Source organism: Allobosea sp. OAE752 (assembly GCF_050433265.1).
In the GTDB taxonomy this organism is placed as follows: domain Bacteria; phylum Pseudomonadota; class Alphaproteobacteria; order Rhizobiales; family Beijerinckiaceae; genus Allobosea; species Allobosea spartocytisi.
In genome coordinates, this window is the sequence record NZ_JBNPXO010000009.1 from 21,261 (window position 1) to 35,832 (window position 14,572).

Consider the following 14,572-nt stretch of genomic DNA (forward strand, 5'->3'; position numbering starts at 1 on the left):
GGGCTCGTTTGGCTGGTCTTTTCAGCTACGATCATGCCGGACAATCGTTCGAGAGCCGGGCTGAAGACGGACTGGCCGGTAGATCGCTCGACGCTTGATCGGGCTACACCGCGACCTGCGCCGCCAGGCTGGGCGGCGCATGGGTTCGCGTTGGAGGGGGCGGCGGCCCCATCTCTTGGCGCTCGCGGCAGTTAACCTGACAACGCCGTGCGACCAGCGGTGCAGCTGAACGGTTCGCGCTAAGCGTCCAATTCGGCGCCGCCCAATCGATAAGCAGACCTTATCCACTCCCATCGCGATTGAGAATTTGACCGCCTTGCAGATTTAAATAGCTTGTTGGGAGAATTACTGCCGGGATAAAATAAATGAGCGGAAGACCTCAAGTAAAGATCAGTGAAGATCTTCGGCTTTGCGTCGAGTTTCGTGACGTCGCAGCGGCGGCTCTTCGGATCTCCGACCATGTCGTCAAAACGCCGCTCATCGCGAATGACGAGCTTGATCGCATCCTCTCCGCAAAAGTCCTGTTGAAGGCCGAGACGCTGCAGACCACGGGTTCGTTCAAGTTCCGCGGCGCGCTCAACCGCGTCTCGCGCATGACCCCGGCCGAGCGAAAGGGCGGCATCGTCGCCTGGTCCTCGGGCAACCATGCGCTGGCGATCTCCGCCGTCGCCGCCCGCAACGGCATCAAGGCGACGATCCTGATGCCCTCGGACGCGCCGCGCACCAAGATCGAGGGCGCCGAGCGGTTCGGCGGTACGGTACGCCTCTATGATCGCGCGACGGAAGTGCGCGAGACGATCGGGGCCGAGATCGCGGCCGCCACCGGCGCCGTGATCATCCCACCCTATGACGATCCCGACATCATGGCGGGGCAGGGTACGGTCGCGCTGGAACTCGCCGAGCAGGCTCGCGAGCGCGGCGTTTCGCTCGAGATGCTCGCGGTGAGCTGCAGCGGTGGCGGGCTGGCGGCGGGCTGCGCCATCGCGATGAACGGCGTCTCCCCCGATACGCGCGTGTTCTGCGTGGAGCCCGCCGGTTTCGACGACACCGCCCGCTCGCTCGCGTCCGGCCGGCGCGAGAGCAATGCGCCCGGCGCCCGGAGCCTGTGCGACGCGCTGCAGGTCGCGACCCCCGGAGAGGTGACCTTCCCGGTCAACCAGGCGCTGCTGGCCGGTGCCGTCGCCGTCACCGATGACGAGGTCCGCCGCGCCATGCGGCTCGCCTATGATTTGCTGAAGCTGGTGGTCGAGCCCGGCGGCGTCGCCCCCCTGGCCGCGGCGCTCGCCGGCAAGCTCGACGTCGCCGGCAAGACCGTTGCTCTGGTGCTGAGCGGCGGGAATGTCGACCACGATACATTCGCCCGGTGCATCGCCGTCTGAGCTCCTGTTTGGAAACTCACTTTTCATCCCGAGAAGCTGCAAAGCAGCCTCTCGAAGGATGATTCCAAATGATTCCGGAGCCTCCTCAAGCCTCCTTTGAACGCCCTTTCTGACGGAATGGCTGCTCGGGATGAGGGTTGAGGGAATGTCCAGAGAGGCTCTGAAACCTTCAGTTCCTGAAAGATACCGAACCGCCATGCTGTCGAAAGAAACGCCGCTCTACGGTCGCCTCGCCGCCACGATCGACCGCTTCATGACGATCGACCTGACTGGCGTCGGCCTGATCGACCATCTCCGCGGCGCGCTCGAACGGCGTCAGCAGGGGCCGATCTGCATGGGCGCGGCCGAGATCATCGTGAACAGGGTCAGGGAGAAGGGCGGCCCCGTCCTGATCGCCACCGGTTTCCCGGAGGGCGGCGGCGTGCCGGAGACCGACGGCCCGGTCGGCGCGGCGCTGCTGGCGCGAGCGCTGTTCCTCGGGCTCGGCGTCGAAAGCGTCATCGTCGTCGACGAGGATTGGGAGGCGATGATGCGCCAGACCTGCCTCGGCGCCGGCCTCGCCCCGATGCCGTTCCCCGTCTCGGGCGTGATCGAGCCGATCGCCTTCCTGCGCCCGGTCTATATCCGCACGGTACCGAAGGACGCCGAGGGCTGCCGCGCGGTGAGCGACGATCTGCTGGAGCGGACGCGGCCGAGCCTGATGATCGCGATCGAGCGCCCCGGCGCCAATGCGAACGGGCTCTATCACGGCCTCGGCGGGCGCCCGCTCGACGGCATGGTCGGCGATCTCGACTATCTGTTCCGCACCGGAAAGGAGCTCGGCCTGCCCTTCATCGGTATCGGCGACGGCGGCAACGAGCTGGGCATGGGCGTGCTTGCCGAGGATCTGCCGGGCTTCTCGCCCAAGGCCGCTGATTGCGGCATTCCCGGCCGGGGCGGCGTCGCGGCAGCGACGGCGGCGAGCCATCTCGTGATCTCCAATGTCTCGAACTGGGGCGCGACCGGCATCATCGCGGCGCTTGCGGGGTTGCTGGAGAACGAGGTCGTGTTCCATGAGCCGGAGCTCGAAACGCGCTGCATCGAGCAATGCGTCGCTGGGGGCGGCGTCGACGGCATGTTCATGGCGCCGGAGCCGGCGGTCGACGGCATCTCCGCCCGCGAATGGGAAGGGCTCGTGCGCAGCCTGCGGGGCTCGGTGCTGCGCGCGCTGGGGCATTCGGTCAACTGGAAGGGCGATCGCGGCGACTGGCGGCAGGTGAAGTGACCGGGGCGGTCCGGCATCGCCTCGCATGTTTGGAACCGGATGCGTGAAGCGCCGCCGCAGTCCCAGGCGAGGGGCCAATCATGCTAGCCTGCCCGGAGCGGCCGGCGGCGATCGGCCGGCCGGCAAGCGAGCGGGGCGCCGCCTGAGATGACCGATTTCCGCAGCCTCGAGCTGTTCTACTGGGTCGCGGAGCTGAACAGCTTCAGCCGCGCGGCCGAGCGCGCCAACACCACGCAGCCCTCGGTCTCGCAGCGGATCGCGGCGCTGGAGGCGGAGCTCGGCGTCAAATTGTTCGAGCGCAACGCCCGTTCGATCAGCCTGACCCATCAGGGCCGCAAGCTCGTCCAATATGCGGAGCGCTTTCTGCTGCTGCGCACGGAGATGCTGGCCGAGGTCGGCTCGGCTGTCGCCATGAAGGGCATCGTCAGGCTGGGCGTGTCGGAGACCATCGCGCAGACCTGGCTCAGCCGGTTCATGGAGCGCGCGCATGCTGTCTATCCCAACATCGTCATCGATCTGACGGTGGACGTGTCGCCGGCAATGCGCGACCTGCTCGCCCGCGGCGACCTCGACCTCGCCTTCATGCTCGGCCCGATCGACGACCTGACCATGGCGAGCTGCGACCTATGCGCCTATTCGCTGGCCGTGATCGCCTCCCCGGATATGGTGCTCGGCGAGGAGCCGCTCAGCATCGCCGAGCTTCGCAATTTCCCGATGATCACCTACCCCAAGGCGACGGCGCCCTATCCGCGCCTACGCGAGGCGCTGAACGATCCGTCCCTGCCGCCGCCGCGCATCTTCGGCAACTCGTCTCTGACGACCATCGTCCAGATGACGCTCGACAGGATCGGCGTCAGCGTGATCCCGCCGGTCGTGGTGCAGCGCGAATTGAAGGAAGGCCGGCTGCGTATCGTCGAGACGGTGCTGGACCTGCCGGATCTGGTCTTCACCGCTGCCTTTCCGCTGACGCTGAGCGGCAGCCTCGCACGCCCGATGGCCGAGCTCGCCCAGGACATCGCGCGCAGCTACGAGGCGAGCCGCGCCTTCTGAAGGCGGAGCTCGCAGCCCGCCTCAAGCTCGGTCGATCCCGAGCCGCGCGGCCACCCACAGGACCTCGTCGGCAAAGGCCCGGACAAGGGGCTGACGCCGCGAAACCTTCGGCCAGATCAGCCCGATCGAGCGCTTCGGCGCATCCACGATCGGCAACTTCCGGACATCGACGCCCTGCGGCCAGGGCGGCAGCCAGTCCGGGATGAGCGCGACACCGAGCCCCCTATGAACCAGGATGGTGATCGCCTCGATCGAATCAAGCTCGTGGAATTCGCGCGGCACGATGCGCTTCGAGCGCAGATATTGCTCGACGACGCGGCCGCCCCAATGGTTGCGGTCGTAGCGGATGAAGGGCTCGGTCTTGAGCAGCAGCCCGGGGTCGCTTTCCGCGGTCTCCCGCGGCGTGATCAGGAGCAGCGGCTCCTGCCGCAGCTGCGTCCATTCCAGGGTCTTCGGCATCGCGAAGGCCGGCTGGACGATGATGGCCGTGTCGAGCTCACCGGCGGCCAGCTTGGCATAGAGATCCGTCGACGTACCCGGCAGGATGTAAAGCTCGATGCCTGGCCGGTTGCGCTGCAGCGCCAGCATCACATCCGGCATGAGGCCGCTCAGCACCGTGTGGATCACGCCGACCCGCAGCAGCCCGACATCCTGGCGCCCCGCCGCTGCTGCCTTGATATGGGACACCGTGCCGACGACGAAGCGGGCATCCTCCAGGATCGCGGCGCAGGCGGCCGTCACGCACATCGCATTGCCCGAGCGATGGATCAAAGGCGCGCCGATCTCGCCCTCCAGCACCTTGATCCGCTGCATCACGGCGGAGGGTGTCAGGTTCAGCGCCCGTGCGGTTCGCGTGAGCGATCCCGTCTCCGCGACAGTCAGCAGGGTCTGCAGGAAGCGCGTATCCATTTGTAGTTTTTCTTAAAACTGAAAGCAGAGAAACGCATTTTTCATTTTGTTCGCGGTGCGTCAAATTTAATGCGCTGCACAAGACGCGGAGCCTCCGCGCGGCTGTCCGATCACGGACCCGTCTGCCCGGAAGGACGGCAGCCGGCCAGCCTTCCGGCATAACGGCCTGTTATGGCGATCGATACGGATTCACGATTGGACGTGTGCGCCGGACGGTGCGCCCATGATGCAACGAACGGGATGAGGGGATGGCGGAGACGATGAGCAGGCCGACGATGATGCCCGCATCGCAGCATGCGGCCGGCGCGTTCGACATCGGCTCGGCCCTGTCGGTCCGGCTCGCCTGTCGCAGCGGAGCTCTGAAGGGAACGACCTCGGGCCTGGCTCCCGGCTTCGTCCAGGGCAATCTCGCCATCCTGCCGGCCGATCTCGCCGGCGATTTCCTGCGCTTCTGCCAGGCCAATCCGCGTCCTTGCCCCATCATCGGCGTGTCCGATGTCGGTAGCCCGCTGGTGCCGGTCCTCGGCCGGGATCTCGACATCCGCACCGATTTTCCGGGCTATCGCGTCTGGGAGAATGGCGAGCTCGTCGCCGAGACCAGCGATGTCGGCCAGTATTGGCGCGACGACCTCGTCTCCTTCGTCATCGGCTGCTCGCTCTCCTTCGAGGAAGCGCTGCTCGACGAAGGCATTCCGCTGCGCCATGTCGAGCGCGGCCTGCGCGTGCCGATGTTCCGGACCAGCATCGACTGCGTTCCGGCCGGCCCCTTCAGCGGCCCGATGGTCGTTTCCATGCGCCCGCTCAAGGCGGCCCATGCGATCCGGGCGATCCAGGTCACCTCGCGCTTCCCTGCCGTGCACGGCGCGCCGGTGCATATCGGCGACCCGGCCCTGATCGGCATCAGGGACGTCTCGCAGCCCGATTATGGCGACGCCGTCGAGGTGCTGCCCGGCGAGCTGCCGGTGTTCTGGGCCTGCGGCGTGACCCCGCAATCCGTCATCGCCAAAGTGAAGCCGCCCTTCGCGATCACCCATGCGCCCGGCTGCATGCTCGTGACCGACCGGCGCAACACGGAGTTCGCCGTCATCTGATCTCCACCACCACCACCCTGCCGGCCGAAAAAGAGCCGCGCAGCCATCAAAAAAGAGGGGTTTAAGCCATGAATCGTAGAGAATTGCTCCTGGCGGGCGTGTCCGCTGCCGCCGCCGGCTCGCTGGCCTATCCCGGCACGTCCCGGGCGCAGGCGCCCAAGGAAGTCACCATCGGCGTGATCTACCCGATGTCCGGGGCGAGCGCGCAGGTTGGCATCGACGCGCGCAACGCCTTCGAAACCGCGCTCGACATCATCAACAACGACCACCAGCTCGATCTCGTCGCCGCCAAGGGCGCTGGCCTTGCCGCGTTGGGCGGGGCCAAGATCCGCCTCGTCTTCGCCGATCACCAGGCCGATCCGCAGAAGGGCAGGGCCGAGGCCGAGCGCCTGATCACGCAGGAGAAGGTCTCGGCCATCATCGGCTGCTACCAGTCCTCCGTCTCCGCCACGGTCAGCGCCGTCACCGAGCGCTACGGCGTCCCCTTCCTGTGCGCCGACTCCTCCTCGCCGAGCCTGCAGCGCCGCAACATGAAGTTCTTCTTCCGTCCGGCCGCCCAGGACGAGATGTTCTCGGCCGCGATGTTTGACTTCTTCGACGCGCAGAAGAAGAAGGGCAAGAAGATCGACAGCGTCGGGCTGTTCTTCGAGGACACGATCTTCGGCGTCGATTCCTCGAACACGCAGCGCAAGCTCGCCAATGACCGGGGCTACAAGATCGCCGCCGACGTCAAATACCGCACCAATTCGCCGTCCCTGACGGCCGAGGTGCAGCAGCTGAAGAGCGCCGACCCCGACGTTCTGATGCCCTCGACCTACACCACCGACGCGATGCTGCTGGTCAAGACGATGGCGGAGCTCGGCTTCAAGCCGAAGAACCTCGTCGCGCAGGCCAGCGGCTTCTCCGAGCAGGTCACCTACGATGCCGTCGGCGACAAGCTGAAGGGCGCCATCACCCGGGCCAGCTTCTCGCTCGATCTCGCGGCGAAGCGCCCGTTCATCAAGACCGTCAACGACATGTTCAAGGCGCGCTCGACCCGCGACCTGAACGACAACACCTCGCGCCAGTTCATGGGGCTGCTGCTGCTGGCCGAGGCGATCAACCGCGCCGGCTCGCTCGAAGGCCCGAAGGTCCGCGACGCGCTCGCCGCCACCGACATTCCCGGCACGAGCACGATCATGCCCTGGGCGCGCGTGAAATACGGGCCGGACGGCCAGAACCCGGAGGCCAGCCCGGTTCTGCTGCAATATCTCGGCGACAAATTCGTCACCATCTTCCCGAGCGAGGTCGCGATCGCGGATGCGATCTGGCCGATGAACGGCTGACCCTCACTTCAGGAAGGAATCCGGCATGACGACGCAAGCACTTCTCCAGGTGCTTGCGAGCGGCCTGCTCATGGGGCTGATCTACGCCCTGATCGCAGTCGGCCTCTCGCTCATCTTCGGCTTGATGGATGTGGTGAACTTCGCCCATGGCGAGTTCCTGATGACGGCGATGTATGTCGTCTTCGGGCTCTTCCTGTTCACCGCGCTCGATCCCGTGCTGTTCGCCCCTGTCGCCGCCGCGGTGCTCTTCTGCGTCGGCGCGCTGGCCTATCTCGGCATCGTCCGCTTCGCGATGCGCGCGAAGGCCAATCAGGGCATGGTGCAGATCTTCGCGACCTTCGGCCTGGCGACGCTGCTGCAGGGCGCAGCCCAGTACTTCCTGACGCCCGACTATCGCAGCATCGGCAACTCCTGGCTCGGCGGCAAGACGCTCGACCTCGGCGGCGTCTTCCTGCCCTGGCCGCAGATGTTCGGCGGGCTGGTTTCGATCGCGGCCTTCGGCGGGCTCTACCTGCTGATGTCGCGAACCGATTTCGGCAAGGCGCTGGAGGCGACGCGCGAGGACCAGGGCGCCGTCGCGCTGGTCGGCATCGACCGCAACCGCGTCTTTGCGCTGGGCTGGGGGCTGGGGGCCGCGCTCGTCGGCCTTGCCGGCGCGGTGCTCGCGATCTTCTATTACATCCACCCGCAGGTCGGCGCGACCTTCGGCCTGATCGCCTATGTCACCGTGGCGCTCGGCGGCTTCGGCAGCGTCTTCGGCGCGCTGGTCGCCGGCGTCATCGTCGGCCTGGTCGAGGCGCTCACCGCGGCGTTCCTGCCTCCCGCCATGAAATCCCTCGGCATCTTCGCGCTCTATCTCGGCGTCGTCTTCATCCGGCCGAGCGGCCTGTTCGGAAAGCTGTGACGATGACGGACGAAGCCCTGAATCTTCCTCCGGCCTTCGGCATGCTGCCGCGGCGCCGCAACCAGCTCGTCGTCGCCGCCGCGGTGTTCGCGGCGATCGCGGTCTCTCCCTTTGCGATCAAGGACGTCTATCTCCAGAACGTACTCGTGCTGACGCTGCTCTACGCTGCCGTCTCGCAGAGCTGGAACATCCTCGGCGGCTATTGCGGCCAGATCTCGCTCGGCCATGCGCTCTATTTCGGCATCGGGGCCTATGCCACCTCGGTGCTCTTCGTCACCTATGGCGTCGTGCCCTGGGGCGGCATGCTGGTCGGCGGCATCCTGTCGGCCGCCATCGCGCTGCTGCTCGGCTATCCCTGCTTCCGCCTGAAGGGGCATTACTTTTCGATCGCGACCATCGTCATCGCGGAGATCGGCCTGCTGCTGGTCCATAACTGGGACTTCGTCGGCGGCGCGCTGGGCATCCAGTGGCCGTTCGGCTCCGACGGCTGGGCGACACTCCAGTTCGCGCGCGACAAGGTGCCCTATATCCATCTCGCGCTCGCCTTGCTGGCGATCACCTGGTTCGTCACCTTCCTGATCGAGGGCTCGCGCTGGGGCTATTGGTGGCGCGCGGTCAAGGATAATCCGGAAGCCGCCGAAAGCCTCGGCGTCGAGATCTTCCACTCGAAGATGGCGGCGGCAGCGGTCTCGGCCTTCTTCACCGCAATCGGCGGCGCCTTCTATGCGAGTTTCCTGGCCTATATCGACCCGGAGAGCGTGATGAGCTTCCGTTTCTCGCTGCTCTTTGCCCTGCCGGCCGTGCTGGGCGGCATCGGCACGCTCTGGGGACCCGTCGTCGGCGCCGCGATCCTGATCCCGCTCACCGAGATCACCCGCTCCTATCTCGGCGGCTCCGGCTCGGGCATCGACCTGATCATCTATGGCGGCCTGATCATGCTCGTCGCGCTCGCCAAGCCCGAAGGCATCCTCAGCCTCTTCCAGGGCAAGAGGCAGAAGGCGGAGGCGCGCTCATGAGCACGGACATCCTCCTCGACGTCCAGAATGTGACGCGGCGCTTCGGCGGTCTGGTCGCCAATTCCGACGTCTCGGTCGAGGTGCGCCGCGGCGAGATCCTCGGCCTGATCGGGCCCAACGGCGCCGGCAAGTCGACCCTGTTCAACCTCATCGCCGGAGCATTCCCGCCGAACGAGGGCAGCATCCGCTTCGAAGGGCAGGACATCGCCAGGCTGTCGGGGCCGGCGCGTTGCCGGCTCGGTATCGCCCGGACCTTTCAGGTGCCGCGCTCCTTCGACTCGATGAGCGTGCTCGACAACGTCATGGTCGGCGCCTTCGCGAAGGAGCCGGGCAGCGCGGCGGCACGCCGGGTCGCCTATGAGACGCTCGCCTTCTGCGGACTGCAGCAGCGCGCCCCGGCGCCGGCCGGCGAGCTGACGCCGCCCGAGAAGCGACGCCTCGAAGTGGCGCGCGCGCTCGCCACCAAGCCCAAGCTCCTGCTGCTCGACGAGGTGATGACCGGCCTCACGCCGAGCGAGGCCCGGCTCGGGGTCGAGCTGGTGCGCAAGGTGCGCGACCAGGGCGTTACCGTCGTCATGGTCGAGCACGTCATGGAAATCGTGATGCCGCTGGTCGACCGCGCCGTTGTGCTGAACCTCGGCAAGGTGCTGGCAGAAGGCAAACCGCAGGATGTGGTGCGCGACGACGCCGTCATCACCGCCTATCTGGGGGAGAGACACCGTGCTGCTTGAAGTCTCCTCCCTGACCACCGCCTATGACGGGCTGATCGCGATCTCCGACATCTCGGTGACGGTGGCTGAAGGCGAGATCGTCGTCGTGGCGGGCGCCAACGGGGCCGGCAAATCGACCCTGCTGAAGACCATCTCCGGCATGGAGAAGGCCCGCTCCGGCACGGTCTCCTTCGCCGGCGAAACGATCAGCGGGCTGCCCGGCCACGAGATCACCAAGCGTGGCGTCGCCTATGTTCCCGAGAACAAGCGGCTGTTCCCGCGGCTCTCGGTCTCCGACAATCTGAGGCTCGGCAGCTATCTGCACCGGGCCAAGGCCGATCGCGAGCAGCCGCTGGAGCAGGTCTTCGCCCTGTTCCCGCGGCTGAAGGAGCGCCTGCCGCAACGCGCCGCGACCCTGTCGGGCGGCGAGCAGCAGATGCTCGCCATCGGCCGCGCGCTGATGACACGCCCGCGCATCCTGATGCTCGACGAGCCGTCGCAGGGCATCATGCCCAAGCTGGTCGACGAGATCTTCGCGGCGGTCGAGACCATCCGCAAGGCCGGCGTGACCGTGCTCCTGGTCGAGCAGCGCCTGGCCGAGAGCCTGGAGATCGCCGATCGTGCCTATGTGCTGCAGACCGGCAGGGTGATCCTCTCCGGCACGGCCGTCGAGGTGCGCGACAACCCGGATATCCGGCGCGCCTATCTCGGCATGTGACGCAAAGGAGGGCGCCGCAAGGCGGCGGCGCCCTCATCGGTTTCGGCAATTCAACCAAGCGGGGTGGGCCATGCTGTCCGTCGATCTCAATGCCGATCTGGGCGAGGGCTTCGGGGCCTATAGCTGCGGCGACGACGAGGCCATGCTGGGCATCGTCACCTCGGCGAATGTCGCCTGCGGCCTGCATGCGGGCGATCCGGAGATCATGGCGAAGGCGTTCACGGTGGCGCGCGAGCGCGGCGTGGCGATCGGCGCGCATCCCGGCTTTCCCGATCTCTGGGGTTTTGGGCGCCGGCGCATCCCGTTCTCGACCGGAGAGATCGAGCGCCTCGTCGCCTATCAGCTCGGCGCGGCGCAGGCGCTGGCGGCCTATGCCGGCCACCGCATCAGCTATGTGAAGCCGCATGGGGCGCTCGGCAACATCGCCTGCGAGGAGCGCCCGGTCGCCGATGCGATCGCGCGAGCGGTGAAGGCGGTCGATCCCAGCCTCGCCCTGCTGGCGACGGCGCTGACCGCGCAGGTCGCGGCCGGCGAGGCGGCAGGGCTGACGACCTATCAGGAGATCTTCGCCGATCGCGGCTACACCGATGAAGGGTTGCTGATCGCGCGGAGCAAGCCCGGCGCGATGATCACCGATCATGAGGAGGCTGCTGCCCGCGTCATCGAGATGGTCACCGAAGGCGTCATCGTCACCGCGACGGGCAAGCGCCTGCCGACGCCGGTCAGGTCGATCTGCGTGCACGGCGATTCCAGCCATGCGGTCACGATGGCCCGCCATGTGCGCAAGGCGCTGGAACGGGCCGGCATCACGCTCGCGGCCTTCGCATGAGCGCTTCGGACGCCACGCCGCGCTTTCTCGATGCGGGGGAAGCCGCGCTGGTCGTCGAGTTCGGCAGCGGCGTCGACCCGGCAGTCAGCGACCGCGTGCTCGCGCTCGACGCCGCGCTCGCGGAGGCGGCGCCCACGGGTCTGCGCGAGCTGGTGCCGACCTATCGCTCGCTGATGATCCATTACGACCCGTTGCAGATCACCCGCGACGCGCTGGTCGGGATGGTCGAGGAGCGGCTGTCGGCTCCCAAGACACGCGCGCGCAAGGCCGTGCTGTGGACGGTGCCCTGCTGCTACGAGGCGCCGCATGGCGAGGATCTCGCCGAAATGGCGGAGATCATGGGCATGCCGGCCGAGAAAGCGGCGCAGATCCATGCGGGCGCCACCTATCGCGCCTATATGTACGGCTTCGCGCCGGGCTTCACCTATCTGGGCGGTCTGCCCGACGAGATCGCGATCTCGCGGCGGACGAAGCCGCGCCCGCCGCATGACAGCAAGGTCGTGCTCGTCGGCGGCGGGCTTAGCGCCATTGCCACCTTCTCGATGCCGACCGGCTGGTACGTGGTCGGGCGTACGCCGGAACGCCTCTATGCGCCCGAGCGCGCCAGCGCCTTCCTGATGGAGCCCGGCGACGACATCCGCTTCGAGCCCATCGATGCCGCGACCTTCGCCGCGCTCGACCGGCGCGTCGAGGCCGGCGAGGTGGTGGCCCGGAGGCAGGGGCAATGACCGGGACGCTCAGCATCCTCTCGGCAGGCCCGGGCTCCACCGTGCAGGATGGCGGCCGGCACGGCTATCTGCGCTATGGCGTGACCGGGGCGGGGCCGATGGATCCGCTCGCCCATGCGGTCGCGAACCGGGCGCTGGGCAATCCGGCCGGCGCGGCCGCCATCGAAGTCTCGCTGGGCGGCATCGAGATCACGGCCGAGGAGGCGCCGCTGACCGTCGCGGTCGCGGGCGGCGCCTTTTCCGCGACGCTGGACGGGCAGGCCCTGCCGCCGGCCGTGGTTGTGCGTCTCGAGCCTGGAGTCCAGCTGAGGCTCAGGGCCGGGGCGGCCGGGTGCTGGTGCTATCTCGCGGTTGCCGGCGGGCTCGACCTGCCGCTCGTGCTGGGCTCGGCCTCGACCCATACGCGCACAGGCATCGGCGGCCTCGAAGGGCGCGCGCTTGCGGCCGGCGACAGGCTCGCGACCGGCACGCCGGCCAGGGTGTCGGTCGCGGCGGGGGCGATCCAGGCGCCGCTGCTGGAGCGCCCGGCCGAGACGATCCGCGTCATCCTCGGGCCGCAGGACGATTTCTTCGCCCCCGACCAGATCGCCTCCTTCCTGGCCGGGCCCTGGACGGTTTCGGCGCGCGGCGACCGCATGGCCTGCTTCCTCGAAGGGCCGAAGCTGACCCATCTGCGCGGCTACAACATCACCTCGGACGGCATCGCCATGGGCGCGATTCAGGTGCCCGGCGAAGGACAGCCCATCATCCTGATGGCGGACCGGCAGTCGACCGGCGGCTACCCCAAGATCGCGACCATCATCGGCCCCGATCTCGGTCGCCTGGCGCAGGCCCGGCCGGGCAGCACCCTGTGCTTTCGCAGAGTGTCGCATGCCGAGGCCGTCGCCGCGCGGGCGGAGGAGCAGGCGTTCCTGGCGGGCGCGATTCCGGTCGAGCCGCTGATCCGCACCCGTTTCACCTCCGAGTTCCTGCTCGGACTCAATCTCGTCGACGGCTATGTCGACGCCCATGCGCAGGCATGACCTGACGCGGCATCATCGGGAGTTTCTGATGGATTTCGGCATATCGGGAAAGACGGCGTTGGTGCTCGGCGCCGGCGGCGGACTGGGCGGCGCGATCAGCCTTGCGCTGGCCCGCGAGGGCGTGAAGGTCGCGCTCGCCGACATCGACGCCGCGGCGCTGGAGCGGGCGGCGGATGCGATCGAAGCCGTGGGCGGCACCGCCGAGGCCCTGCTCTGGGATCTCGGGGATCTTTCCGTCATCGACGCCAATGTCTCGCTCATCGAGCAGGCGCTCGGCCCGGTCGACATCCTGGTCAACAATACGGGCGGACCGCCGCCGACCCCGGCCTCCGGCCAGCCGAGCGAGCTCTGGGCGAAGCATTTCCAGTCCATGGTGCTGTCGGTGATCGCGCTGACCGATCGGGTCCTGCCCGGCATGCGCGTACGTCAATGGGGCCGCATCGTCACCTCGACCTCGTCCGGCGTGGTCGCGCCGATCCCCAATCTCGGCGTCTCCAACGCGCTCAGGCTCTCGCTGGTCGGCTGGTCGAAGACGCTGGCGCGCGAGGTCGGCCGCGACGGCATCACCAGCAACATCATCCTGCCCGGTCGGATCGCCACGGACCGCATCCGCTTCCTCGACGAGGCCAAGGCCAAGCGCGAGAACCGCAGCGTCGAGGAGGTCTCGGCGGAGAGCACCGGCTCGATCCCGCTCGGCCGCTACGGCCGGCCCGAGGAATATGCCGATACCGTCGCCTTCCTGGCGTCCGAGCGGGCCTCCTACCTCACCGGCAGCGTGATCCGCGTCGATGGCGGCCTGATCGCCAGCATCTGATCACCCTTCATCCCATCGCAAAGCAACGAGCGAGTACGACCCCATGTCCAACGACGCCAAGATCATCGAAATCCTGTCGCAGGTCACCACCGCGACCCTGACCACGATCCTGCTCAAGAAGGGCCTGCGCAATGTCTGGCTGCGCGGCACCAAGCCGCTGAAGCCGGGCCAGAAGCGTCTCGTCGGCCGCGCCTTCACCTTGCGCTTCGTGCCGGCGCGCGAGGACCTCGCCACGCCGGAATCCTGGTCCTCGCCGAGATCGACCCGCGCCGCCATCGAGGCGATGCCGGAAGGCTGCATCGCCGTCGTCGATGCGATGGGCGTGACCGATGCCGGCATCTTCGGCGACATCCTCTGCGCGCGCATGGCCAAGAAGGGCGTCGCCGCGCTGATCACGGACGGCGTGGTGCGCGACGTTGCCGGCGTGCTCGGAACCGGGCTGCCGGTCTGGTGCCAGGGGGCCGCGGCGCCGCCTTCCGTGGCTGGGCTGACCTTCGTGAACTGGCAGGAGCCGATCGCCTGCGGCGGCGTCGCCGTCTATCCGGATGATCTGATCGTGGTCGACGATGACGGCGCCGTGCTGATTCCGGCCGCGCTGGTCGACGCGGTGGTCGAGCTCGCCCCGGAGCAGGAGCGGCTCGAGGGCTGGATCATGAGCGAGGTCGAGAAGGGCGCAGCCCTGCCGGGCCTCTATCCGCCCAATGCCGAGAACAAGGCGCGCTACGAGGCGACCAAGAAGGGCTGAGCCCGGCATTGGGGGCTGCGATGGCGGCGGTCACGCCGCCATCGGCGACATGAGGGCGGGGGATAGAG

At 67.7% G+C, this 14,572-nt stretch carries 15 protein-coding genes; 14 read left to right on the forward strand and 1 reads right to left on the reverse strand.

Annotated features, from left to right (window positions below; genetic code table 11):
- Positions 1-365 precede the first annotated feature (365 nt).
- The 3 genes from GGC47_RS20805 to GGC47_RS20815 all read left to right on the forward strand — a co-directional run bounded on the left by GGC47_RS20805 (position 366) and on the right by GGC47_RS20815 (position 3,693).
- A complete protein-coding gene (locus tag GGC47_RS20805; protein ID WP_142022738.1) occupies positions 366-1,379 on the forward strand; it encodes a threonine ammonia-lyase in 1,014 nt (337 codons plus the stop codon).
- 196 nt (positions 1,380-1,575) lie between these two features.
- Positions 1,576-2,643 (forward strand): glutamate cyclase domain-containing protein, encoded by a 1,068-nt coding sequence (locus GGC47_RS20810; RefSeq protein ID WP_133561053.1) that lies wholly within the window; start codon positions 1,576-1,578, stop codon positions 2,641-2,643.
- 147 nt (positions 2,644-2,790) lie between these two features.
- A complete protein-coding gene (locus tag GGC47_RS20815; RefSeq protein WP_112761619.1) occupies positions 2,791-3,693 on the forward strand; it encodes a LysR family transcriptional regulator in 903 nt (300 codons plus the stop codon).
- 21 nt (positions 3,694-3,714) lie between these two features.
- Here the strand turns inward: GGC47_RS20815 and GGC47_RS20820 are convergent, their stop codons facing one another.
- Complete coding sequence (locus GGC47_RS20820) at positions 3,715-4,602, reverse strand: LysR family transcriptional regulator (protein ID WP_112761620.1); 888 nt, start codon at positions 4,600-4,602, stop codon at positions 3,715-3,717.
- A gap of 275 nt (positions 4,603-4,877) precedes the next feature.
- Here GGC47_RS20820 and GGC47_RS20825 point away from each other — a divergent pair, with 275 nt between their 5' ends.
- From GGC47_RS20825 to GGC47_RS20875, 11 genes are all read left to right on the forward strand, one after another.
- Positions 4,878-5,693, forward strand: a complete 816-nt coding sequence (locus GGC47_RS20825) for a putative hydro-lyase (protein WP_370955652.1) — start codon at positions 4,878-4,880, stop codon at positions 5,691-5,693.
- Between the two features lie 68 nt (positions 5,694-5,761).
- Positions 5,762-7,018 carry an ABC transporter substrate-binding protein gene (locus tag GGC47_RS20830; protein ID WP_038362681.1) on the forward strand — a complete coding sequence of 419 codons (1,257 nt, stop codon included), beginning with the start codon at positions 5,762-5,764 and terminating at the stop codon, positions 7,016-7,018.
- A 25-nt stretch (positions 7,019-7,043) separates the two neighbouring features.
- On the forward strand, positions 7,044-7,922 hold the full coding sequence (locus GGC47_RS20835; RefSeq protein WP_038362683.1) for a branched-chain amino acid ABC transporter permease: 879 nt from the start codon (positions 7,044-7,046) through the stop codon (positions 7,920-7,922).
- Positions 7,923-7,924: 2 nt separating this feature from the next.
- A complete protein-coding gene (locus tag GGC47_RS20840; RefSeq protein WP_429068660.1) occupies positions 7,925-8,938 on the forward strand; it encodes a branched-chain amino acid ABC transporter permease in 1,014 nt (337 codons plus the stop codon).
- Complete coding sequence (locus tag GGC47_RS20845; RefSeq protein WP_142022741.1) at positions 8,935-9,669, forward strand: ABC transporter ATP-binding protein; 735 nt, start codon at positions 8,935-8,937, stop codon at positions 9,667-9,669. Before GGC47_RS20840 ends, GGC47_RS20845 begins: the two co-directional genes overlap by 4 nt.
- Entirely contained in the window at positions 9,659-10,366 is a 708-nt protein-coding gene (locus GGC47_RS20850) for an ABC transporter ATP-binding protein (RefSeq protein ID WP_112761623.1), read from the forward strand. Before GGC47_RS20845 ends, GGC47_RS20850 begins: the two co-directional genes overlap by 11 nt.
- 70 nt (positions 10,367-10,436) lie before the next feature.
- Positions 10,437-11,195, forward strand: a complete 759-nt coding sequence (locus tag GGC47_RS20855) for a LamB/YcsF family protein (RefSeq protein ID WP_142022742.1) — start codon at positions 10,437-10,439, stop codon at positions 11,193-11,195.
- Complete coding sequence (locus GGC47_RS20860) at positions 11,192-11,923, forward strand: 5-oxoprolinase subunit B family protein (protein WP_142022743.1); 732 nt, start codon at positions 11,192-11,194, stop codon at positions 11,921-11,923. The genes GGC47_RS20855 and GGC47_RS20860 overlap by 4 nt, the downstream gene beginning before the upstream one ends.
- Positions 11,920-12,945: a 5-oxoprolinase subunit C family protein gene (locus GGC47_RS20865; protein WP_142022744.1), complete on the forward strand. Its 1,026-nt coding sequence runs from the start codon at positions 11,920-11,922 to the stop codon at positions 12,943-12,945. Before GGC47_RS20860 ends, GGC47_RS20865 begins: the two co-directional genes overlap by 4 nt.
- Positions 12,946-12,973: 28 nt before the next feature.
- Positions 12,974-13,759, forward strand: coding sequence for an SDR family oxidoreductase (locus tag GGC47_RS20870; protein WP_142022745.1), 786 nt, complete (start codon positions 12,974-12,976; stop codon positions 13,757-13,759).
- A gap of 43 nt (positions 13,760-13,802) precedes the next feature.
- The gene (locus GGC47_RS20875; RefSeq protein WP_142022746.1) at positions 13,803-14,504 is read left to right on the forward strand and encodes a ribonuclease activity regulator RraA; all 702 of its coding nucleotides are present in this window, start codon (positions 13,803-13,805) and stop codon (positions 14,502-14,504) included.
- The last annotated feature ends 68 nt before the right edge of the window (positions 14,505-14,572 follow it).

Excerpts from the sequence above, each read along its gene's own strand:
- GGC47_RS20830 (WP_038362681.1), top strand. The coding sequence starts at position 5,762 with ATGAATCGTAGAGAATTGCTCCTGGCGGGCGTGTCCGCTGCCGCCGCC.
- GGC47_RS20810 (WP_133561053.1), top strand. The coding sequence starts at position 1,576 with ATGCTGTCGAAAGAAACGCCGCTCTACGGTCGCCTCGCCGCCACGATC.
- GGC47_RS20840 (WP_429068660.1), top strand. The coding sequence starts at position 7,925 with ATGACGGACGAAGCCCTGAATCTTCCTCCGGCCTTCGGCATGCTGCCG.
- GGC47_RS20835 (WP_038362683.1), top strand. The coding sequence starts at position 7,044 with ATGACGACGCAAGCACTTCTCCAGGTGCTTGCGAGCGGCCTGCTCATG.
- GGC47_RS20815 (WP_112761619.1), top strand. The coding sequence starts at position 2,791 with ATGACCGATTTCCGCAGCCTCGAGCTGTTCTACTGGGTCGCGGAGCTG.
- GGC47_RS20820 (WP_112761620.1), bottom strand. The coding sequence starts at position 4,602 with ATGGATACGCGCTTCCTGCAGACCCTGCTGACTGTCGCGGAGACGGGA.
- GGC47_RS20845 (WP_142022741.1), top strand. The coding sequence starts at position 8,935 with ATGAGCACGGACATCCTCCTCGACGTCCAGAATGTGACGCGGCGCTTC.
- GGC47_RS20870 (WP_142022745.1), top strand. The coding sequence starts at position 12,974 with ATGGATTTCGGCATATCGGGAAAGACGGCGTTGGTGCTCGGCGCCGGC.
- GGC47_RS20875 (WP_142022746.1), top strand. The coding sequence starts at position 13,803 with ATGTCCAACGACGCCAAGATCATCGAAATCCTGTCGCAGGTCACCACC.
- GGC47_RS20855 (WP_142022742.1), top strand. The coding sequence starts at position 10,437 with ATGCTGTCCGTCGATCTCAATGCCGATCTGGGCGAGGGCTTCGGGGCC.
- GGC47_RS20860 (WP_142022743.1), top strand. The coding sequence starts at position 11,192 with ATGAGCGCTTCGGACGCCACGCCGCGCTTTCTCGATGCGGGGGAAGCC.
- GGC47_RS20865 (WP_142022744.1), top strand. The coding sequence starts at position 11,920 with ATGACCGGGACGCTCAGCATCCTCTCGGCAGGCCCGGGCTCCACCGTG.
- GGC47_RS20805 (WP_142022738.1), top strand. The coding sequence starts at position 366 with ATGAGCGGAAGACCTCAAGTAAAGATCAGTGAAGATCTTCGGCTTTGC.
- GGC47_RS20825 (WP_370955652.1), top strand. The coding sequence starts at position 4,878 with ATGATGCCCGCATCGCAGCATGCGGCCGGCGCGTTCGACATCGGCTCG.